The organism is Microbacterium sp. NPDC055599 (assembly GCF_053618975.1).
Genome location: NZ_JBSHIM010000003.1, coordinates 19,912 through 41,025 on the forward strand (window position 1 = coordinate 19,912; position 21,114 = coordinate 41,025).

21 protein-coding genes are annotated in these 21,114 nt (G+C 72.9%); 9 read left to right on the forward strand and 12 right to left on the reverse strand.

Going from position 1 to position 21,114, the window contains the following annotated elements; translation table 11 throughout:
• Positions 1-4 precede the first annotated feature (4 nt).
• Positions 5-256, forward strand: coding sequence for a carbon storage regulator CsrA (gene csrA, locus ACWGQ1_RS03150; protein WP_136029658.1), 252 nt, complete (start codon positions 5-7; stop codon positions 254-256).
• 4 nt (positions 257-260) lie between these two features.
• Here csrA and ACWGQ1_RS03155 read toward each other — a convergent pair whose 3' ends face one another.
• The 8 genes from ACWGQ1_RS03155 to coaA form a co-directional block, all read right to left on the reverse strand.
• Positions 261-1,397: a hypothetical protein gene (locus ACWGQ1_RS03155; RefSeq protein ID WP_452312315.1), complete on the reverse strand. Its 1,137-nt coding sequence runs from the start codon at positions 1,395-1,397 to the stop codon at positions 261-263.
• Complete coding sequence (locus ACWGQ1_RS03160) at positions 1,394-2,986, reverse strand: sensor histidine kinase (RefSeq protein ID WP_247638436.1); 1,593 nt, start codon at positions 2,984-2,986, stop codon at positions 1,394-1,396. Before ACWGQ1_RS03160 ends, ACWGQ1_RS03155 begins: the two co-directional genes overlap by 4 nt.
• Before the next feature lie 208 nt (positions 2,987-3,194).
• Positions 3,195-3,995, reverse strand: a complete 801-nt coding sequence (locus tag ACWGQ1_RS03165; RefSeq protein ID WP_136029675.1) for a response regulator transcription factor — start codon at positions 3,993-3,995, stop codon at positions 3,195-3,197.
• Complete coding sequence (gene tsaE / locus ACWGQ1_RS03170) at positions 3,992-4,486, reverse strand: tRNA (adenosine(37)-N6)-threonylcarbamoyltransferase complex ATPase subunit type 1 TsaE (RefSeq protein WP_372490575.1); 495 nt, start codon at positions 4,484-4,486, stop codon at positions 3,992-3,994. The genes ACWGQ1_RS03165 and tsaE overlap by 4 nt, the downstream gene beginning before the upstream one ends.
• Positions 4,483-5,589 carry an alanine racemase gene (gene alr, locus ACWGQ1_RS03175; RefSeq protein WP_452312316.1) on the reverse strand — a complete coding sequence of 369 codons (1,107 nt, stop codon included), beginning with the start codon at positions 5,587-5,589 and terminating at the stop codon, positions 4,483-4,485. The genes tsaE and alr overlap by 4 nt, the downstream gene beginning before the upstream one ends.
• Positions 5,586-5,945 carry a holo-ACP synthase gene (locus ACWGQ1_RS03180; RefSeq protein ID WP_136029679.1) on the reverse strand — a complete coding sequence of 120 codons (360 nt, stop codon included), beginning with the start codon at positions 5,943-5,945 and terminating at the stop codon, positions 5,586-5,588. Before ACWGQ1_RS03180 ends, alr begins: the two co-directional genes overlap by 4 nt.
• A 72-nt stretch (positions 5,946-6,017) precedes the next feature.
• Positions 6,018-7,865 carry a glutamine--fructose-6-phosphate transaminase (isomerizing) gene (gene glmS / locus ACWGQ1_RS03185; protein WP_136029681.1) on the reverse strand — a complete coding sequence of 616 codons (1,848 nt, stop codon included), beginning with the start codon at positions 7,863-7,865 and terminating at the stop codon, positions 6,018-6,020.
• Positions 7,866-7,929: 64 nt separating this feature from the next.
• On the reverse strand, positions 7,930-8,871 hold the full coding sequence (gene coaA / locus ACWGQ1_RS03190; protein ID WP_240744509.1) for a type I pantothenate kinase: 942 nt from the start codon (positions 8,869-8,871) through the stop codon (positions 7,930-7,932).
• Positions 8,872-8,908: 37 nt separating this feature from the next.
• On the opposite strand from coaA, the gene ACWGQ1_RS03195 reads away from it, so the two are divergent.
• The 4 genes from ACWGQ1_RS03195 (at position 8,909) to ACWGQ1_RS03210 (ending at position 12,700) form a co-directional block, all read left to right on the forward strand.
• Positions 8,909-9,847, forward strand: a complete 939-nt coding sequence (locus ACWGQ1_RS03195; protein ID WP_136029684.1) for a Ppx/GppA phosphatase family protein — start codon at positions 8,909-8,911, stop codon at positions 9,845-9,847.
• A 35-nt stretch (positions 9,848-9,882) separates the two neighbouring features.
• Positions 9,883-10,359: a VanZ family protein gene (locus tag ACWGQ1_RS03200; protein ID WP_136036910.1), complete on the forward strand. Its 477-nt coding sequence runs from the start codon at positions 9,883-9,885 to the stop codon at positions 10,357-10,359.
• A complete protein-coding gene (locus tag ACWGQ1_RS03205) occupies positions 10,356-11,141 on the forward strand; it encodes an arsenate reductase/protein-tyrosine-phosphatase family protein (RefSeq protein ID WP_452312317.1) in 786 nt (261 codons plus the stop codon). The genes ACWGQ1_RS03200 and ACWGQ1_RS03205 overlap by 4 nt, the downstream gene beginning before the upstream one ends.
• 89 nt (positions 11,142-11,230) lie before the next feature.
• On the forward strand, positions 11,231-12,700 hold the full coding sequence (locus ACWGQ1_RS03210) for a polysaccharide biosynthesis tyrosine autokinase (protein WP_452312318.1): 1,470 nt from the start codon (positions 11,231-11,233) through the stop codon (positions 12,698-12,700).
• Here ACWGQ1_RS03210 and ACWGQ1_RS03215 read toward each other — a convergent pair.
• Positions 12,691-13,791, reverse strand: coding sequence for a hypothetical protein (locus tag ACWGQ1_RS03215; RefSeq protein ID WP_452312319.1), 1,101 nt, complete (start codon positions 13,789-13,791; stop codon positions 12,691-12,693). The genes ACWGQ1_RS03210 and ACWGQ1_RS03215 overlap by 10 nt on opposite strands.
• Positions 13,792-14,046: 255 nt before the next feature.
• Here ACWGQ1_RS03215 and ACWGQ1_RS03220 point away from each other — a divergent pair, with 255 nt between their 5' ends.
• From ACWGQ1_RS03220 to ACWGQ1_RS03230, 3 genes are all read left to right on the forward strand, one after another.
• Positions 14,047-14,691, forward strand: coding sequence for a hypothetical protein (locus ACWGQ1_RS03220; RefSeq protein ID WP_136028736.1), 645 nt, complete (start codon positions 14,047-14,049; stop codon positions 14,689-14,691).
• A gap of 151 nt (positions 14,692-14,842) precedes the next feature.
• Entirely contained in the window at positions 14,843-15,739 is an 897-nt protein-coding gene (locus ACWGQ1_RS03225) for a helix-turn-helix domain-containing protein (RefSeq protein WP_136028737.1), read from the forward strand.
• A gap of 197 nt (positions 15,740-15,936) precedes the next feature.
• Positions 15,937-16,485 (forward strand): hypothetical protein, encoded by a 549-nt coding sequence (locus ACWGQ1_RS03230; protein WP_378803442.1) that lies wholly within the window; start codon positions 15,937-15,939, stop codon positions 16,483-16,485.
• 56 nt (positions 16,486-16,541) lie between these two features.
• On the opposite strand, the gene ACWGQ1_RS03235 is transcribed toward ACWGQ1_RS03230, so the two are convergent.
• On the reverse strand, positions 16,542-17,606 hold the full coding sequence (locus ACWGQ1_RS03235) for an acyltransferase family protein (RefSeq protein WP_452312320.1): 1,065 nt from the start codon (positions 17,604-17,606) through the stop codon (positions 16,542-16,544).
• Between the two features lie 47 nt (positions 17,607-17,653).
• Between ACWGQ1_RS03235 and lepB the strand changes: the two genes are divergently transcribed.
• Complete coding sequence (lepB, locus tag ACWGQ1_RS03240; RefSeq protein ID WP_136028740.1) at positions 17,654-18,331, forward strand: signal peptidase I; 678 nt, start codon at positions 17,654-17,656, stop codon at positions 18,329-18,331.
• A 15-nt stretch (positions 18,332-18,346) separates the two neighbouring features.
• On the opposite strand, the gene ACWGQ1_RS03245 is transcribed toward lepB, so the two are convergent.
• Together ACWGQ1_RS03245 and ACWGQ1_RS03250 are read right to left on the reverse strand one after the other, a co-directional pair.
• On the reverse strand, positions 18,347-20,203 hold the full coding sequence (locus ACWGQ1_RS03245; RefSeq protein WP_136028741.1) for a DUF4012 domain-containing protein: 1,857 nt from the start codon (positions 20,201-20,203) through the stop codon (positions 18,347-18,349).
• Between the two features lie 61 nt (positions 20,204-20,264).
• Positions 20,265-21,114: nucleotidyltransferase family protein (locus ACWGQ1_RS03250; RefSeq protein ID WP_452312321.1), on the reverse strand; the 850-nt coding region annotated here is incomplete at its 5' end.

The following is a 21,114-nucleotide window of genomic DNA, read 5'->3' on the forward strand; positions in this document are numbered from 1 at the left end:
TCGAATGCTGGTGTTGACGAGGCGGATCGGTGAGAGCGTGCGCATCGACGGCGAGATCGAGGTCACGCTGCTCGACATCAAGGGCGACAGCGTGCGGATCGGCGTGAAGGCCCCGCGGGAGACGCGCATCCAGCGCACCGAGATCATCGAGGCCGTCGGCGCCGAGAACGTCTCCGCCGCCGCCGACACCGACGCCACCGCCGAGGGGGCCATCGCCGCCGCACTCGCCCGCGGCCGCGAGCACCGCCGGTCCTAGCCGTTCACACCGGCGAGAGGTCGGCGGACACGGCGCGCTTCCACTGGTCGCCGCCGGCCGCACGTGCCCGGTCCGCGGCGGCGGCCGCCGCCGCCAGCAGCGCGTCGTAGTCGTAGCCGGCGACGCTCGAGGTGGCCCAGCCGATGCTGGCCGAGGAGCGGATGCCGCTCACCGGCGCATCCGTGTCGATGACCGAGATCCGGGACAGGATCGCGCGCAGGTGGAAGCGCACGGCCTCGTCGCTGCCGCGGATCAGCACGACGACCCGGTCGTCACTCAGCCGTTCCGCGTCGGCGGTGGTGGGCAGCGCCTCCTGGACGTCGGCGTGGAAGCGGTCGACGATCCGGCGGAAGGCCCCGCTGCTCGACGCCTCGCGCAGGTCGGCGGGGTCGTCCAGCCGCACGTCCAGCACCGACCACGCCCCGTCGTTCTGCGCCTCGGCCTTGCGCAGGCGGGCCCTGGCACGGTCGGCCGCCCCGACGTCACCGCGCGCCGCGCTCTCCACCCGCACCAGCAGCACGAGGGTGAAGGCGGCGCAGGTGCTCACCACGATCGCGCCGACGGCGTTCATGCCCCGCAGGGCGCTCAACTGCGCCTCCGTGCTCACGCTCCCCGACACCAGTGCCGACGCCCCGCTGACCACGGAGACGACCGCGAAGCCGCACGCGGCGAGCGCGAGGGGCATCACGACGTCGCGCGCGGGAGGCTGCCCGCGCAGCAGCTCCCACGCGAGGAGCCCGGCGAACACGCCCATCGACAGGAAGACGAGGTGGAAGACCAGCAGGTACCAGGCCGTGCCCGCCGTGGACACCAGGGCGACCGGCACGCCGATCAGCGCCACGATCACCGGCAGCCAGGGGGCCGAGCGCCCGAAGTGGATCCGCACGCCGATCCAGACGAGGGGGATGAACACGACCGTCAGCGCCGACGAGGCGGCCCGCAGGACCGGGAGGCCGGTGTGATGCCCGGCCAGCCACAGGTACGCGCCCAGCATGCCGATCCCGAAGGCCACGCCCCACACGATCGTCGCCCTGCTCGGGCGCGCCAGGGTGGCGAGACCGATCACGATCGCGGTCAGCACGGTCACGACGGCGACCATGCTGGTGGTCACGTCGACGTTGACGGGCACGAGCGGTGTCATGCCGGATCCTTCCTCGGGGAACGGCGCGGGAAGCGCACGGTGACGGTGGTGCCGGCGCCCACCTCGCTGTCGACGAGGATCTCCCCGTCGTGCGCGACGACGATGTCCCGCGCGATGCCCATGCCGAGCCCGGTGCCGGAGATCCCGCCCCGCACGGCGCTGTCGGTGCGGAAGTACGGCTCGAAGAGACGGGGCAGCTCGTCGGGGGCGATGCCCATGCCGGTGTCGACCACGCTCACCTCGGCCCTGGCATCGTCCGCGCCGACCCGCACCTGGATGCGGCCACCGGACGGGGTGTACTTCACGGCGTTGCCGATCAGGTTGTCGAGCACCTGGCGCAGCCGGAACGCGTCGCCGGTGATGACCAGGCGGTCCGCGCCGTCGAGGCTCAGCTCCTGCCGGGCAGCGGTGATCAGCGGCGCGAAGGAGGCCGCGGACGCCTCCACCACCTCGCGCAGGTCCACCGGCTCGAACGGCTCCGGCGAGCTGCGGGTCTGCGCCTGCATGCTCGAGAGCAGGTCCTGCATCCGCTCCCCGGCGTTCGCGATCACCTCGACCTGCGCTGGCACGCGGCCCGGCAGGTCGTCGCGTTCGCGCAGCAGCTCCACGTGCCCGATGATCGCGGTGAGCGGGTTGCGCAGCTCGTGCGAGACGATCGCGGTGAGGGCCCTGCGCTCCTCCGCGGCCTCCAGGAGCGCGGTGACGTCGTCGATCACGACCAGAGCGATGTGCTCGCCCTCGCCGGCCCCGGCCATCGCCTGCGTGGTCACCTCTAGCGCCCGCCACTGTCCTGCGCCGTCGAACAGCCACACCCGTTCGGCGCGCAGCTCCTCCCCCGCGGCCGCCCGCGCCAGGGTCGTGCGCGCGGGGCTCAGGGCGGTGCCGCGCCGCGCGTCGTACTCGACCGAGGCGGAGGGCAGGGCGGCCCCGTAGCGGTCGCGGCCGTACAGCGCGCGGTAGGCGTCGTTCATCTGCAGGATCCGCCCCTGGGCGGTGACCACGACCAGGGCGACACCGAGCGCGTCGATGATCTGCGTCACCCGCTGCTGGTTGGTCTCGGCCCGCTCCGCCGCCCTGTTCACCTGCTCGGAGCGCCGCTGCAGCAGCCGTCGCGCGGCACCCGACCGCTGCGAGCCAATCCGCACCGTGACCCCGAGGAAGCTGAGGGTCACCACGACCGTCAGCACCCGCAGCAGCACGTCGGCCGGCTCCCCCGACCGGTCGGCGAAGAACACCAGACAGCCACTGCTGAAGGCGACACCGGTGAACACCCACGGCATCGAGAAGTAGGTCGCCAGCCACACCACGGGGAACACCCACAGGAACCCGAGCCGCAGGTCGGGGGCGTTGGTGGTGAAGCCGACGGCCAGGATGTCCAGCAGCGGGAGCGCGGTCACGGCGGTGCGCGGAAGCCGGCGCCACGGCACGAGCAGGGCGACGAGCGTGGTGACCACCACGAGGACGATCCCGACCACGAACAGCGGGATCGTGAGCGTGTGCGGCTTGAAGCCCGCGACCATCACCACGATGGCGACGATGCTGCCCGCGAACACGAGTTGCCAACGCCAGATCGACACAGTGCGGATCATGAAGCCCCCGCCTCCTGGTCGATCCTCAGCTTTGTCGCAAGATTACTCAAAGATCGGGCCTACGCGCTCTTCAGGCGACATCGGCGTCCTACGATTCTGAGTGGGGGCCGACACTGCGACTGGGGATTTCGCAGACGCTGGGGCCGCGCGAGTGGGGATTCGCAGGCATCCGGGGCCGCGGTGGGGGAGCCGCGGCCTCGAACCCCTGTCAGCCGGGTTGATCGCCGGCTGGGGTGAGCCGATAGCCGACGCCGCGCACGGTCTCGATGTAGCGCGGCTCGGTGGGGCTGTCGCCGAGCTTGCGGCGCAGGTTGGCCATGTGGGTCTCGATCGCGCGCTTGTCCGGTTCGCTGACGGGGTCGGCGGAGCCGGACGGCGCGCCGCGCAGACCCCGTGCGAGCTCCGCCTTGCTGCACACGCGGCGCCGCGACTCCAGCAGCGCGGCGAGCAGGTCGAACTCCGTGGGGGTGAGCTCGACCGGACGCTGCGCCACGAGCACGAGTCGCGTGTCGAGGTCGAGACTGAGGTCGCGATGCACCCGACCACGCCACGTGGACACCGTCGTGTCGGTCGCGGCGGCCGGCGGCGCGGGCGCGACCGGCCGCTGCGTCGCCGTGGCGACCGGGAGCCGCGGTCGCCGCAGGAGCGCCTCGATCCGCGCGCGCAGCTCGCGCGGACGGAACGGCTTGACCAGGTACTCGTCGGCGCCCGAGGTGAGACCGAGCACCACGTCGGACTCCTCCGCGAGCGCGGACAGCATGATGATGAACGTGTCGCTGACCCGGCGGATGCGCCGGGCCACCTCGAACCCGTCGATGCCGGGCAGGTTGATGTCGAGCGTGGTGATCACGGGCTGGTGCCGTTCGACCGCCGCGAGGCCCTCCGGCCCCGATCCGGTGACGGCGACCTCGAAGCCCGCGGCGAGGAACACCTCCTCCAGCAGCGACTGCACGCCGGGGTCGTCCTCGATGATGACCGCGACCAGGTCGCCGACGCTGCGGGCGGTCATGCCCGCTGCTCCCGGACGATGGTGACCACGCGCGGGGCGTCCGCGTCGAGCTCGGACGGGTCGAGGTCGTCGTCGGCTCCGGCCGCGCCGACCGGGCGTTCCAGCTCGATGTCCCACCACGCGTCGGCGAGCTCCTCCGCCATGCCGCGCCCCCATTCGATCACGACCACCGAGCGCTGCAGGTCGAGATCGAGGTCGTCGAGCTCGGCGGCCGAGCCGAGCCGGTAGGCGTCCACGTGCACGAGCGGCGCCCCGCCCACGAGCGACGGGTGGGTGCGCGCGATCACGAACGTGGGGCTCTGCACGGGTCCGCGCACGCCGAGCCCCTCCGCGAGCCCCCGCGTGAAGGTGGTCTTGCCCGCCCCGAGCGGCCCCGTGAGGATGAGCAGGTCGCCCGCCTCCAGCTGTTCGCCGATCCGCAGGCCGAGCTGTTCCATCTCGTCCGCGGTGGCGATCTCCCGGCGGCCGAGGAACGCCGGGTCGACGCTCACGACGCCCTCCGCGGCACCCGGTGTCCGATGCGGGTCACGATCTCGTAGTCGATCGTGCCCGCGGCGTCCGCCCACTCCCGCGCCGACGGCACGCCGAGGGTCGGATCGCCGAACAGCACCACTTCGTCGCCGATCGAGACGGGGGTGTCCCCCACGTCCACCACGAACTGGTCCATCGCGATGCGGCCGACGTTCACGAAGCGGCGCCCGCCGATCGACACGGGAAGGCGCCCGGAGGCGCTGCGGGGCACGCCGTCGGCGTAGCCCAGCGGCACCAGGACGAGCGTGGTGTCGCGGTCGGTGCGATGGTCGTAACCGTACGAGACACCGGTGCCGGCCGGCACCCGGCGCACGGCCGCGACCGCGCCGCGCAGCGTCATGGCCGGACGCAGGCCCAGTTCGGCCGAGGAGCGGTCGTCGAACGGCGACTGCCCGTACAGGCCGATGCCGATCCGCACCGCATCCAGCCGCGTCTCCGGCAGGTCGATCGCCGCGGCGGTCGCGGCGATGTGGCGGATCTCCGGGCGGATGCCGAACGACGCCGCCGCGGCCACCCCCTCCTCGAACTTCGCCAGCGCCGCCCTGTCGTCGGCGGGTGAGGTGTTCGACAGGTGACTGAACAGGCCCACCACCCGCAGCCGCCCGATGCGTTCGAGCCGCGCGGCCTCGGCCAGCACCCGCCCCCAGTCGCCCGGGGCGATGCCGTTGCGCGACAGCCCCGTCTCGAACTTCAGGTGCACCGCGACCGGGCTGTCGACCGCCGCCGCGGCCGCCGCCGCCTCCAGCTGGTCGAACGAGGAGATCCCGAGCTCGATGTTCTCGGCCGCCGCCTGGGTGAAGCGCTCCCGCGGGGCGTGCAGCCAGGCGAGGATCGGCGCGTGCACGCCCTGCCGACGCAGCTCCAGCGCCTCCGGGATCTCGGCGACCCCGAGCCGGGTGGCACCGGCCGAGAGCGCGGCCACCGCGGTCGCCGCGGCACCGTGTCCGTACGCGTTGGCCTTCACCACCGCGAGCACCTCGACCCCGGTGAGCCGACGGAAGTGCCGCACGTTGTCGGCGATCGCGTCGAGGTCGATCGCGGCCTCACGGAAGGGGACGATCACAGCGGTGCTCCTTCGGCGACGACGAACGCGGCGGCCAGGCCCGCGTCGTGGGTGAGGGTGAGGTGGAGGGTCACGATGCCGCGCTCCTCGACGACCGCCGCCGTCGATCCGGACAGCACGAAGTACGGCCGCCCCGAGGGCTCGGAGGCGATCTCGATCTCGGTCCAGTGCACGCCGTCCGACCCGCCCAGCGTCTTGATCAGCGCCTCCTTGGCGGCGTAGCGCGCGGCCAACGACGGCAGTCGGAGCGCCTGCTCCGAGGGGGCGAACAGCCGCTCGCGGAGCTTGGGCGTGCGGGTCATCGTGCGCTCGAACCGGGGGATGTCCACGAGGTCGATGCCGGTGCCGATGATCACCCGTTCAGCCTACTCGCGCGGAACGGCCCCGCCCCGGAGCGGGACGGGGCCGTTCGCGGACGACGGGCGGGGTCACTCCACCGTGACGGACTTGGCCAGGTTGCGCGGCTGGTCCACATCGAGCCCCTTGGCGGTGGCCAGCGCCATCGCGAAGATCTGCAGCGGCACCACGGCCAGCAGCGGCTCGAACATGGGGCCGGCGAGCGGGATGTGGATGACCTCGTCGGCGAAGGGCAGCACCGCGGCGTCGCCCTCCTCCGCCACCACGATGACCCGGGCGCCGCGCGCGCGGATCTCCTGGATGTTGGAGACGACCTTCGAGTGCACGAGCGCGGAGTGGCGCGGCGACGGCACCAGCACGAACACCGGCTGCCCCGGCTCGATCAGCGCGATCGGGCCGTGCTTGAGCTCGCCGGCGGCGAAACCCTCGGCGTGGATGTAGGAGATCTCCTTGAGCTTGAGCGCGCCCTCCAGCGCGATCGGGTAGCCCACGTGGCGACCGAGGAACAGCACGGAGCGGGTGTCGGCCATCCAGCCGGCGAGCTGCGTGACGTGCTCCTGCTCGCTCTCCAGCACCGCGGCGACCTTCTCGGGCAGGGCCAGCAGCTCGGCGACGTCGGTGGACGCGTCGGCGACCGTGCCGCGCACGCGACCCATGTGCAGGCCGAGCAGCAGCAGCGCCGTGATCTGTGCCGAGAACGCCTTGGTCGACGCGACCGCGACCTCCGGTCCGGCGTGCGTGTAGACGACCGCGTCGGACTCGCGCGGGATGGTGGCGCCCTGCGTGTTGCACACCGAGAGGGTGCGCGCGCCGCGCTCGCGGGCGTACTTGACGGCCATGAGCGTGTCCATGGTCTCGCCCGACTGGCTGATCGACACGACCAGGGTGTCGGCGCCGATCACGGGGTCGCGGTAGCGGAACTCGTGCGCGAGCTCGACGTCGACCGCGACGCGCGCCCACTGCTCGATGGCGTACTTGCCGACGAGGGCGGCGTACGACGCGGTGCCGCACGCGGTGATGATGACGCGGTTGATGCCGGTGAACAGCTCGTCGAGCCCGTCGAGCTCGGGGATCACGACCTGCCCGTCCTGGATGCGACCGCGAATCGTGTTGGCCACGGCCTCGGGCTGCTCGGCGACCTCCTTGGCCATGAAGCTCGACCAGCCGCCCTTCTCGGCGGCGGCGGCATCCCACGACACGTCGAAGGGCTCCGGGGTGACCGGGGTGCCGGCGAAGTCGATCACGGTCACGGCGTCGGGCGTGATCGACACGATCTGGTCCTGACCGATCGCGAGCGCCTGGCGGGTGTGCTCGACGAAGGCCGCGACGTCGGAGCCGAGGAAGTTCTCGCCCTCGCCCAGGCCGATCACGAGCGGGGAGTTGCGGCGGGCGCCGACGACGAGGCCGGGGTGGTCCTGGTGCATCGCGAGCAGGGTGAAGGCGCCCTCGAGGCGGTTCACGACCGAGCGGAAGGCGAGCTCGAGGTCGCCGCCGTTGCCGGCGTACTCGCGACCGAGCAGGGCCGCGGCCACCTCGGTGTCGGTCTCGCTGCGGAACACGACGCCGTCGGCGAGCAGCTCGTCGCGCAGCGCGGCGAAGTTCTCGATGATGCCGTTGTGGATCACGGCGAGCTTGTCGTCGTCGGCGAGGTGCGGGTGGGCGTTGCCGTCGGTGGGTCCGCCGTGGGTGGCCCAGCGCGTGTGGCCGATGCCGGTGGTGCCGTCGGGCAGCGGCGCGTCGCCGAGCGAGTCGCGCAGCACGGCCAGCTTGCCGGCCTTCTTGCGCATCCCCAGCTCGCCGTCGCCGTCGATCACGGCGATGCCCGCGGAGTCATAGCCGCGGTACTCGAGCCGGGCGAGACCGGCGAGAAGGATGTCCTGGCTGGGCCGCGGGCCCACGTATCCGACGATTCCACACATGAGATACAGGGTAAGACGCGATTTTTGCGAGTCGTCCGAACAATAGAGCGCCGACGGCGCGGCGTCACAGCTTGCGCAGCAGCACGCTCTCCACGTCGTGGTCCGGGCCCTTGCGCAGCACCAGGCGTGCGCGATGCCGGGTGGGCATCACGTTCTCGACCAGGTTGGGCATGTTGATCTCGTTCCAGTACCCGAGCGCCGTGGTGATCGCCTCCTCGTCGGTGAGGTGCGCGAACACGTTGAAGTAGGACGACGGATTGCTGAACGCGCCCTGCCGCAGCGCGAGGAAGCGGTCGACGTACCACTTCTCGATGTGCGACGTCTCGGCGTCGACGAAGATCGAGAAGTCGAACAGGTCGCTGACCGCGACGTCGTTGGGCGCGGGCGGCGGCTGCAGCACGTTCAGCCCCTCCACGATCACCACGTCGGGTCGCCGCACCACGACGTGCGCGTCGGGCACGATGTCGTAGCGCATGTGGGAGTAGAACGGCGCGCGCACCTCGGGGGCGCCGCTCTTGACCTCGGTCAGGAACTCGATCAGCGCGCGCCGGTCGTACGACTCGGGGAAGCCCTTGCGGTCCATGAGCCCGCGGCGCTCCAGCTCGGCGTTCGGATAGAGGAAGCCGTCGGTCGTCACCAGCTCGACGCGTGGCGTGCCCGGCCAGCGGCTCATGAGCTCGCGCAGCAGCCGGGCGATCGTGGACTTGCCCACCGCGACCGATCCGGCGACGCCGACCACGAACGGCGTCGTGCTGTCGTCCTCCTGCAGGAAGGTCGAGGTCGCCGCGCCGAGCTGCTTGGTCGCCGAGGCGTAGAGGCTCAGCAGGCGGCTCAGCGGCAGGTACACCTCGCGCACCTCGGTGAGGTCGAGCCGGTCGCCGATGCCGCGCAGCTCCACGACCTCGGTCTCGGTGAGGGGCTGGTCGAGGCCCGCGGCCAGACGCGCCCACTCGGCTCGGCCGATCTCCCGGTACGGCGACAACGGCAGCGTGGGGTCGGGGGTCACGTGCACCATCGTAACGGCGCGCGAGTAGTCTCTTCCCGTGCGCCTGGGAGTCCTCGACATCGGATCCAACACCGTCCACATGCTCGCGGCCGACGTGCGTCCCGGCGGCCGCCCGCTCGCGACGACCAGCGACCGGACGGTGCTGCGCCTCATGCGCTACCTCACCCCCGACGGCGCCATCTCGGAGGAGGGCGTCGCCGCGCTCGAGGCCGCCGTGGCCCAGGCCCGCCGCGTCGCCGAGGCGGAGCGGGTCGACGAGCTGCTCGCCACCGCGACGAGCGCCGTGCGCGACGCCCGCAACGGCGCCGAGGTCATCGCCCGCATCGAAGCCGCGCTCGGGCAGCCGCTGCAGGTGCTCGACGGCGAGACCGAGGCGGAGCTGACGTTCCTCGCGGTGCGGCGGTGGTTCGGGTGGTCGGCCGGACAGCTGCTGCTGCTCGACATCGGCGGCGGCTCGCTGGAGATCGCCGCGGGGGCGGAGGAGCTGCCGGACGCCGCCGCCTCCGTCCCGCTGGGCGCCGGCCGCATGACCGTGCAGTTCCTCCCCGACGACCCGCCCGGCGAAGCCGACGTCGAGCGGTTGCGCGCGCACGCCGAGACGACGCTCGCCGAGGTGCTGCCCCGGTTCCGCGCCCTGCCCCGCCCCGACCACGTCGTCGGATCGTCGAAGGCCATCCGCTCGCTCGCCCGTCTGGTGGGCTACCCGGCGCCCGGGTGGTCGGGCAGCGACCGGATGCTGCTGCCCCGCGCGGCGCTCGGCTCCTGGATCCCGCGGCTCGCCCGCCTGCCCGCCTCGGCCAGACAGGAGCTGCCCGGCATCACCCCCGATCGCACGTTCCAGATCGTGGCGGCCGCGGTCGCTCTGCACACCGCGATGAGCGCCCTGCAGGTGGACGAGCTGGAGGTCTCCCCGTGGGCCCTGCGCGAGGGCGTGCTGCTGCGCTACATCGAGGAGCACAGCGGCGCGCGAACCTGAGAGGGGCGCACACCCCCCGCCGCTAGCATGACCGCATGACCTCCCCCGCCGTCGCCCCCTCGCGCGCGGGCACGGTGACGGCGCGTCTCGCCCTCGTCGGCTACCTGCTGTTCGTCGGCTTCACCGTCTGGCTCCCCGCCTCGGTCTCGGCCAAGGTCACAGGGCTGGTGGGCGTCATGGCCGCGTGGGTGTCCGATGCGGGCATCGCCTCGTACGAGCGCAGCGCCGTGGTGCTGGAGATCCTCGCCAACGTCGCCCTGTTCGTGCCGGTGGGCCTGCTGCTCGCGCTCGCCCTCCCGCGGCTGCGCCTGTGGCAGGTGGTGCTCTGCGGCGGTCTGATGAGCGTGGTCATCGAAGCGGTCCAGGGGCTCATGCCCTCGCGCGTCCCCGCCCTCAGCGACATCATCGCCAACACCTCGGGCACGCTGATCGGCGCGGTGCTCGCCCTGGTGCTGCTCCAGCTGGTGGCGGGTGATCGTCCGGCGGCGGCCCGCCGTAGGCTGGTGTCGTGACCACGCCCCACCCCGACGGCCCTCCGGCCGGCATGAGCCGCAGGGAATGGCGCGAGCTCCGGGCGACGACGCCCGCCGCGCCCTCCGCCTCCCCTTCCTCCTCCCCCGAACCCGGGAACGCGCACGCGGACGCCCCGGCGCCCGGCCCGCTCGACGCGCTGCTGCGCCCGGACGCGGGCGGCGACCCCGGCCACCGCCTCACGATCCTCACCGTCTGCACGGGTAACATCTGCCGCTCGCCGCTGGCCGAGGTGATGCTCCGCCGCTCGCTCGAGCCGCTGGGCGTGCGCGTGCACAGCGCGGGGACGCACGCGCTGGTCGGCCACGGCATGCCGGAGCCGGCGCTCGAGCTCGCGGCCACGGCGGGCGTCGAGCCGTCGATCGCCGCCGCCCACCAGGCGCGCTACCTGGTCGAGCCGCTGCTCGCCGACACCGACCTCGTGCTGACCATGGCCAGGGAGCACCGCTCGCACGCGGTGAAGATGCTGCCGAGCATCCTGCGGCGCACGTTCACGGTGCGCGAGTTCGCCCGGCTCGCGTCCACGCTGACCAGTGCGGACGCGAGGGCGGCAGCCGATGCCGCCGGCGACGCCCCTGCCGACCGGTTCGCCGCCGTGCTGCGCGCGCTCAACGACCAGCGCGGGCTCACCCCCTCGCAGCCGGAGGACGACGACGTGATCGACCCGTACCGCCGCTCGCGCGAGACCTACGCGCTCTCGGCATCGCAGCTCACCCCGGCGCTGGCCGAGGTCGAGCGGGTCGTGCGCGACGCCATCGGCTGAGACGCACCCGTCCGCGCGGACGATCACCGTATGCTCATGGTCATGCAGGCATCCCGTGCTCCCCGAGGGATGCGCGAGGGGCGGAAACCGTGGAACTGAGAGACTACGTGCGCATCGTGCGCGCGCACTGGATCGTGATCGTGGTGGCCACGCTGGTCGGCGCCGCCGCCGCGTTCGGATGGACCGCCCTGCAGCCGCGCGTGTACTCCGCCGACACCACCGGCATCGTCACGGCGGCCGGCGGCGACGGCTCGAGCGGCTCCGCCCTGGTGGGCAATCAGCTCGCGCAGAGCAGGGTGAAGTCGTACCTCAACATCGGCTCGTGGCGGGCGGTCGCCGAGCACGCGATCGACGAGCTCGGGCTGGACACGACCCCCGACGTGCTCGTGAACCGGGTGACCGTGACCAATCCGCTCGACACGACCGCCCTGCAGGTCACCGCGAAGGGACCGACGCCGCAGGAGGCACAGGCGCTGGCGCAGGCCTGGCTCGACGGCATGGCGATCGAGATCGACAAGCTCGAGGGCGGCACCTCGTCGACCCCGGCCGCGATCTCCCTCGTGGTGGGCGACTCCGCGCGCCTGCCCACCGAACCCTCCTCCCCCAACACGCGCATCGCGGTCCTCATAGGCGCGCTCGCCGGACTCGCGCTGGGCCTGGTCTACGCGTTCGTGCGCCACACGGTCGACCGGCGGGTCCGCCACCCCCGCGACATCGAGCGCGAGACCGGCGTCTCCGTCATCGGGACGCTGCCGCTGGAGAAGTCGATGTCCGACGAGCGGCAGGTGATCGACTTCTCGCTCGAGTCGCAGCACGGCGTCTTCCACCACACGATCGAGTCGATGCGCGAGCTGCGTACGAACCTGCAGTTCATCGACGTCGATCACCCGCCGCGGGTGATCGTCGTGACCAGCTCGGTGCCGGGCGACGGCAAGTCGACCGTGTCGGTCAACCTCGCCTCGAGCCTCGCGGCCGCCGGGCAGTGGGCGATCCTGATCGACTGCGATCTGCGGCGTCCCGTCATCGCCGACATCTTCGGCATGTCCCGCGACGTCGGCCTGACCGACGTGCTCGCCGGACGCGCGGAGCTGCAGGACGTGGCGCACCGCCCCTCACGCGACGTACCGCTGGCCGTGGTCGGGGCGGGCCGCATCCCGCCGAACCCCAGCGAGCTGCTGGGCTCGAAGCGCATGCGCGACTTCCTGGCCGAGATCAGCTCGTCGGCCATCGTGATCCTCGACTCCCCGCCCGTGCTGCCGGTGACCGATGCCGCGGTGCTCGCCGCCGGCGCTGACGGCGTGCTGATCGTCGTGTCGTCCGGCAAGACCACGTTCGACATGCTGCAGCGCGCGATCGCCAACATCACGCGCACCACCGGCCGCGTGCTCGGCGTCGTGCTCAACCGCGTGCCGCGCAAGGGCGCCGAGTCGGCGTACTACGGCCGCGAGTACTACGGGGCGTACGAGCGGTACGCGCAGCCGGACGATGCTCCGACCGCCGCACCGTCCGACGCCGGGCAGACGCCGGGCGTGCGCCGCCGGGGCACGGCTCAGGTCTGAGGCACCCGCCGCAGCAGGCCGTCCGTGCGCAGCGTCTCCGCCGCCGCCGCGACGAGGGCCCCGGCGTCCGCGCCCTCCGGGCGGCCGTGCACCCTCACGACCTCCGCCGTGATGTCGTCGAGCGGGCGCCCGTCGGCCGCGCGCCACACGGCCGGTCCGATGCCGTCGAGCACGTGCACGCTGCTGCCGTCGTCGGTGCGGCGCAGCAGGGCCAGTCGTCCGTCGCCGAGGTCGAGCGCGTCGACCACGGCCGTGCGCACGAGCGCGCCGACCGCGCCCTCCTCCGCGGCCACGGGTGCGGGTGCGGGTGCGGCGTCGTCCGCGCGGGACTCCCACCCCGTCGGCGCCTCCGCGAGCAGCGCGGCCACCACGGCGTCGAGCGTCTCGGCCTCTCGGTAGCGCACGCGCACGGCCCCGCCGACGCGGTCGAGCACGTCGCGGATCAGGTGCAGCGGGCGCGGGGCGTCGCTGAGGTAGCTGGTCTGCGGCGCGAGCAGCTCGAGCGCCTGGGCGAGGTCGAGGCGCTCGACCTCGGGTGAGTCCGGTCCGTCCGCGCGGCGGTCCAGCACCACGACGGCGGCGACGCGCGGTGCCCCGGACAGCGGCACCCCGGGGTGCAGCGACGAGGGCGCGACCTGCACCTTGTGCGGTGCGGTGGCCTCGATCACGGACAGCGGCTTCCGGTAGGCGACGACGGTGCCGTCCGCGGCGACCCCGACGGTCTCGTCGCTCACGTACGCGTACCGACGGGCCAGCCGGCGGGCGGCCGTGGTCTTGCCGGTGCCCGACGGCGCGCTGAGCACCGCGACCCGGCCGTCGGCGTCGGCGAGACCCGCGGCGTGCATCATCCACAGGGCGTCGCCGCGGCGCAGGGCCAGCGCTGCGAGGGTCACGTCACTCGACAGGAGCGCGAGGGCCGCGTCGTCGTCGCCGCCCTCCCGAACGCGGACGACGGAGTACAGCGGGCCGTCGGCGTCGGTCAGCGCGTCGCTCCAGGCGGCGCGCACCCGATCCGCGAACACCGGACCCCTGGTCGACGCGTCGATGTCGATGACGGCGCCGATCGCGGCGACCCGGATGCGGTCGGACATGGCGCCAGCCTATCCGTGCACCGCGGCAGCTCCCCGGGCCGGCGGCCGAGCCCGCGGCGCTTTCGCCCACCCCGAGTCGAACGCACAATCCGCGCAGAAAGAACGCGCACAGCGCGCTTTTCCCCGGTGCGCCGCCCGCGCCCGTCCGCCCGCCCCTACCGTCTCTTCCACGGAGGGCTCCTGGGGGATGCAGACGGTTCGTGTCGCCGCTCCGCGACCGCACGTCACGCTTCTGCACCCACGGGAGAGAGCCCCATGATCGACGACGACCGTCCCCCGCCCCGACCGTCGCGACGAGCCGTCCTGCACGCCGCCGCCTGGAGCGTCCCGGTGATCGCGCTGGCCGCCGCCGCACCGCTCGCGGCCGCCAGCGCTACCACTTTCAGCCTGGCCTGGACGGGCGCCACCACTTCACTCGTGGCCCTTCCCCTGCTCGACGGCGGCGGCGTCCTCACCAGCCAGAACGTGGTCACGGTGCCCACCCGCTTCACGATCGTGAACGGGCCGAGCCCGATCACCGCCGCCCCGGCGACGATCACGATCGCGATCGGGCGTCCCACCGACCTGACGCTCTCGCTCGGCCGCGCGCGGGGCATCGGCGTCTGGTCCGTCGACGGTGTCAGGACGACGGCGGGCGAACGCACCGCGGTCTACGAGACCGCGCCGATCGTCGGGCTGTCCGGGTTCCCCGCCACCACGTGGACCGGCACGCGCACCGTCACGGTCGCCCCGGACGGCGCCGTCGACCTGTCGGTCGTCGTCGGGCTCGCCGGAGCGTCGACCGGTGTCACGGTGAGCGCGCTCGCGACCTTCCCCGTGACGCTCACGGTCACCATCGGCGGGACCGCCGCGACGGCGACCACCACCATCCCCGTGCCCGTCGGCGCGGGAATTCTCTGATCACCTCTGTACTTCCGCGTGCTCCACTGAATACTTGTTCAAATCGGGCAGTGTCGTCCACCGGCGGTGCGCCCCGAACCCTCGAGCGATCCGGGCGGAGCGAACCTCCGCCCGGATCCCCCCGCGGAACGGAACCTCTGAGGAGGACCTCGTGAACACCAAGGCCGCCCACTCGATCGACGACCGCGAGCTCTCCCTGCACGGGATCCGTCGAGTCGGGGACCACCCCGGTCTCCGCTCGCGCGTGCGCAGCTCGGGAGGGGTGCTGCTGCTCGGAATGGGCGGCGCCACGTCCGAGCTCACCGTCGACACGGTCAGCGCCTACCCCGACCACTCGGTGTTCGCGTTCCTGGAGGCGCAGGCCCTGTGGTCGCGCGTCGACGGCGAGCCCTGGGTGGAGACCGAGAGCGGCCTCGTCATCGCACCGCACGGCATCACCCGGCGGCTCCGTGCGGCCGGGGTCTGGCGCTGCGTCGCGGCACTGGTCCCCCGCTCGGCCATCGCGTCCTTCGTGCCCTCCCTCCCGCCCGACGCGAGCGTGTACCCCGAACGGCGGCTGCTGGATGCGTCGCTGCAACGGTTCATCGCCGGCCTGCTCGACACCGATGCGCACGCGTCGGCCATCGAGCAGTACGCGATCGAGCAGCTGGTGATGGAGATGAGCGGCGCCCTCGTGCTCGACCGCGTGGGCGGTGTCACCGGGCAGGGCACGCCCCACGAGGTCCTGCGCGAGCGGGCGATCGCGGTGATCGCCCAGCAGTGCGGCGACCCGTCGCTCAACCCGGCCAGGGTGGCGCGCGAGGTGCAGTCGTCGCTGCGACAGCTGCAGCTGGTGTTCTCCGAGGTGAGCAACAGCGTGGCGGGCGAGATCCGGCGACAGCGGGCCCGCCTGGCGCACTCCCTGCTGATGGACAGCCGCTACGACGTGCTGAGCATCGACCAGATCGCGCAGCGCGCCGGCTTCCAGTCGCCGATGAGCCTGCGCCGCGCCCTCGACGAGTCCTACTCCGCAACCCCGCGCGCGCTCCGCTCGGCCCGCCGCGCCTAGCCCGCGCGCCCCTCCCAGAGCACACTCCGCGCAGGTTCGGCGCACCCCGCGCGTCTTTCGCGGGAAGCCCCGGAACGCCGTTCCCCGCCGCCCTAGCTTGAGGTCCACGGAGGGGCTCCTGGGGGATGCAGACAACGTGTCGCCTCTTCACGACACCGCGGGAAACCGCATCTGCATCTACGAGGGAGGACACTCACGTGACCGAGGAAATCCAGAAGAACAAGGGCATCTCGCGCCGCACGGTCGTCAAGGGCGCGGCCTGGTCGGTCCCCGTCATCGCGGCCGCGGTGGCGACGCCGCTGGCCGCCGCATCGCTCACCGACAGCGACCTGGTCCCCGCCCTGAGCGGGCCGATCACGCTCAGCCTGGGCGTGGGCCCGCTGGCCGTCGCGAGCATCGCCACGGTGAACACGCTCACGATCACCAACAACGGCCCGGCCGCCTCCCCCGCCGGCGCCACGACCACCATCCAGTACACGCCGTCGCTGCTGACCCTGAACATCGGCCCGGTCGCCGGTGTCACCGTCGCCGGCTCCGACGGCAACTACACCCTCACGCTCCCGTCGATCCCGGCGGGCGGCAACGTGGTGATCAACCTGGGCACGACGCTCGACTCGCTGCTGAACCTGAGCATCGTGACCGGGCTGCTCGGCGGACCGCAGCAGACGATGACGGCCACCGTCGCGGGCGACGACGTGACCGGCAACAACACGACCACCTCGAACGTGGGCATCACGCTCCTCTGACGAGCCGGCCACGAGGGGTGCGGTGCCGACACCGCACCCCTCGTGCGTGCCGCGGGTCAGCGCGTGCGTCGCAGCTGCTTGCGGCGCCCGGTCACCCAGCCCATCGCCCACTCCACCGGGCCGGTGCCGACGAAGCGCCACCACAGCCAGCCGACCAGGATCATGCCGGGGACGATCACCAGCCATCCGAGCCAGGCGTTCTCCGCCGGCCGTCCGTACGCTCCGTTCCACAGCGCGATGAGACCCACATGCAGCAGGTAGAGCGACAGCGCCACCTGCCCGCACGCCACCAGCGGCGTGAACAGCGCGTTCCAGAACCGGGCGCCGCGGCGGGATGTGGCCGCGAGCACCACCAGCACGTACGTGGCCGACACCAGGCCGATGTCGCGCAGGGTGTCGAACAGGAGCCCGGAGTCCGTTCCGCCGAACTCCGTGAAGGCCGCGACGCCCCACGACAGGTAGGCCACGACCGCGACGCCCGCGAACGCCCACAGCAGCCCGTCCCGGCGCAGCCCGTGGCGGATCAGCAGGGCACCCGCCAGGAAGAACGGCAGCAGGTTCAGCAGCCGGTACGACGGACTCAGCGCGACCCACTCCAGCACCTCGTGCAGCGGGCTGGGCGCCGTGTACGCCCACAGCCACCCCCGGGTCAGACGCACCAGCGGGTCGCTGAGCAGCAGCAGGGTCGCGGCGATCGCGATGAGCCACGGCGTGCGGGCGAGCAGCAGCGGGGCGCCGACGATCAGGAGCACGCCCAGATGCCCGAGGATGATCGCCACCCACGACCCCCACGTCGACATCCACACCCCGAGCGCGATCAGGAACAGTCCTCGCACCACCTGCTGCAGCAGCGTGAGCGGCACCCGCGGGCCCCTGGTCCACAGCAGCTGCGCGGACATGCCCATCACGAGAGCGAACAGCGGAGAGGCCAGCTCGTTCAGCATCGAGCTCACGAACGTGACCGGCAGGGGCTTCACGGGCAGGAACACCGCGGCGTGCGCGACGAGCATCGCCACGATCGCGATCCCGCGCAGCACGTCGGGGATGCGCAGCCGATCGGTCGCGCGCACGCCGCTCGACACTCCGGTGGACACGACGTCGGCCTCGGTTCCCCCTCGCATTCCCTGACACTATTGGGTGCACCACCGACCGCGCGACCGGAGAGACCATGACGACGACCGAGCCGTCCCGCCCGCGACGCCGGCGGCGCGGGAGCGTGTGGGTGCACGTCGCGCTCGCCCTGGTGCTCGCGCTGCTGATCGTCGCGTTCGTGGGGCAGCCGTCGTCGAACTCGATGGCGCCGACGCTCGAGCCCGGCGACCGGCTCATCGTGAACCGCCTCGCGTACGTCGCCGCGGACCCGCAGCAGGGCGACATCGTGGTGTTCCGTCCCGGCGACGGGTGGGAGCGCCCCGCGCCGACCGGCAACCCGCTGCGCGACGCCCTCGACGCGGCGGGCGAGGCGACCGGGATCCGGCCGTACGTGCTGGTGAAGCGGGTGATCGCGGGGCCGGGGCAGACCGTCGAGTGCTGCGACGCCGAGGGCGCGGTCCTGGTCGACGGCGAACCGCTCGACGAACCCTACGTCACGCGCGACCTGCCCTTCGTGGCGGGAGAGCTCGACTGCGACACGACCCCGGCCTCGACGCGCTGCTTCCCCGCGGTGACCGTGCCGGAGGACTCGTACCTGGTGCTGGGCGACAACCGCGCGAACTCGGCGGACTCGGTCTACCCGTGCCGCGGCAGGCCCGACGCCGGCGACTGCGCCCGGTGGATGACGCGCGACGAGGTCGTGGGCAGGGCGGGGCCGATCCTGTGGCCGTTCGACCGGTGGGGCGGCCCGTGACCCCCGGCCGCGGGATCAGCCGCAGCCGGGCGTCTCGAGCGTGACCGGGGTCTGTCGCACCATGGGCGTGGTCCACACGTCGTAGGGCCCGTAGTCGGCCCCGGTGGTTCCCTCCGCCCCCGTCATGTCGACCGTGATGACCGCGGCGGTCTGCGGCGGTGTGACCACGTTGATGCGCACGGCCGTGCGCCCGAGGTGGGTGCCCTCCGACACCAGCGTGTAGCTCTCGGCGCCCTCCACGCCCCAGCCGCTGATCGTGGCACCGACGGGCGCGTAGACGACCACGTCGGTGGCGATGTAGCCGGGCTGGAAGTGCGGGCCGGTGATGAAGTAGGGCAGGGCGTCGGCCTGCTCCGGCGTGATGTTGTTGGCGAACGTGATGGTCTGCCGGAACGACGGCGCGCCGGTCGCGGTGCACTGGTCGCTCGACGACACCACGCTCGCGTCGGCGTAGTAGTCGGTCTTCGCGCCGGTGGTGTCATTGAAGTACACGCCGGCGACCGTCTGGTCCGCGTTGGAGGCGGGGAGCGTGCCGGCGACCTTGCTCCCGGTGAGCATCGCCTCGATGTCGGGGTTCGACGACCACAGCTTCATGCGGCCCTCGTCGGACGCCTGGCTCAGCGCGTCGAGGAACCCGAGCGGGCTCTGGATGCCGGTGGTGAGCGCGGAGAAGATCTGCGCAGCAGCCGCCGCGAAGAACTCGTCCTGGGCCGAGGCGTCGAGCACCTTGCCCGGCACGTACTCGCCGTAGGAGAAGTACACCTCGTTCAGCAGCATCGCCACCGCGTTGTCGCTCGTCAGGGTCTCGCCGGTCGCGAGCGGGATCGGTCCGGTGGCCTTGAGCATGTAGCTCAGCGCCACCGGGTCGGTCGAGATCACGTCGTCGAACGGCGGGAGCCCCTCGTCGGCCCACCACGCGCGCATGATCTCGACCGTGGTCGGGAAGTCCGGCGTCGCGGTCATGTTCGGGATCCAGCGGCCGATGATGTCGGAGTAGAGGTTCTGGGTCTCGGGGTCGAGCGGGGCGATGCTCTCCGGCCGCGCGTTGTCGAACTGCACGCTCGTGGCCTGGGTGGTGAGCTCGATGCGGCCATCGGTCGCGGTGACGAGGGCCAGCGCCGCGGGGTTGCCGCCGGAGGCCCGCAGCTCGGAGTTGCCCTGGAACATGAGCAGGTACGTGCGCGGGGTGCCCTCGCCGAGCGCCGCGGGGAGCACCCGCAGGATCGGGGCGAGCGTGCCCAGCGTGTCGTCCACGCGCGAGACCGCGTCGTCGAGCGTGCCCAGCGCTCCGGTGACCTGCGGCAGCAGCACCGAGCGGTCCGTCTCGTCGATGCGCTGGTTCACCGACGAGAACACCGCCGCGCCGCTCGACACGACCTTCTCGAGGCTGTGCACGGCGGCCAGGTCGACGGCGCCGTCGACCGGGCGGAACGCGGCGAGGTCGAGCGTCGGCACGGCCTCGACGGCGAAGTCGGCGAGGTCGTCCACCCCCTCCGCGGCGGTGCGGATCGCGGCGAGGTTCGGGCCGAGGAACGGGATCCATTCCGCGGCCGTCCAGACGCCGTCCTCGGTCTCGGCGACCGCGGCGGCCGCGGACTTCTGCAGCGCGGCGGCGTCGGTGGTCGCACCCTCCGTGTCTCCGGCGACGATCTTGGCCGGCAGACCGCTCGCGACCGGGATCGCCCGGGTGAGGGCGTCCCGCACGGTCAGCGCCTTGGACACCGCGATCCCCCCGACCACGGCGGCGACCGCGAGCACGAGGGCGAGGACGCCGAGGGCGATCCAGACGATGCGACGCCAGGGGGCGCGACGCGGGACATCGCGACGCGCGTCGGCACGCAGCTGGGCACGGGTGGGAGCGGAGGAGGACATCGTGTCCTATTCAAGCGCAGTTCCCCGGGAGAACGCCGGTGGCCGCCCGCGGGCGTGCGGCTCAGCGGCGGCGCAGGTACCCGCGCAGCGACCGGAAGCCCCTGGCCCATCGCCGACGCTGGAAGGCCAGGGCCTCGCGCCGGCTCGGCCGACGGTGCGGGTCGTTGCGGGGGATGTCGTCGCGGGGCACCCACAGCGCGTGCAGCAGAACCTTGACCTTGTCGCGCAGCGGGGCGTCGGCGATCTCCCTGATCCACAGCGACGCGGCCTTCGCCGGCGCCGGCTGCTGGTTCCGGAGCCACAGCGCCTTCTCGTCCGCGGTGGCGTCGTCGGCGGTGAGCGGCAGCCCTGCCTCCGCGATCAGCTCGCGCAGCACCCACTGCGCGCGACCGCCGCGCACGATGTCGCAGAACTCGCGCACCTCCGCGGCCGTGAACCGCGTCGCGACGGCTGTGCGCACCGACTCCGCGTCACGGCGGTTCTTGGACACGTGCGGGTCGCGGGCGGCGTGCAGCGCCACGACGGCGGCCATGCCGGCGCGGGACGGGGTGAGCACGGCGGCGCCGCCCGCGCGGTGCACCTCCCTGCCCTGCCACAGCAGCTCGAACACGACCTCGGGCGCGGCGAGGAAGCCGGGGAAGAAGCGGTGCAGGTCGATGTCGCACGGCCAGTCGTCGTGGATCAGCGTCACCGAGTGCAGGTCGATGAACGTGGGCGGCATGCGGCCGGCGCGGGTGTGCCAGCCGCGCTGCTCCAGACGCTCGCGCAGCGCGGGCAGCGCCGCGGGGTCGACGAGCACATCGGCGTCGGCGGAGGGGCGGCGGTCGCGCAGCCCGTACTCGGCCGCGAACGGCCCCTTGAGCGACAGCGCCCGCACGCCGGCCTCGGCGGCCGTGTAGGCGACCAGGGCG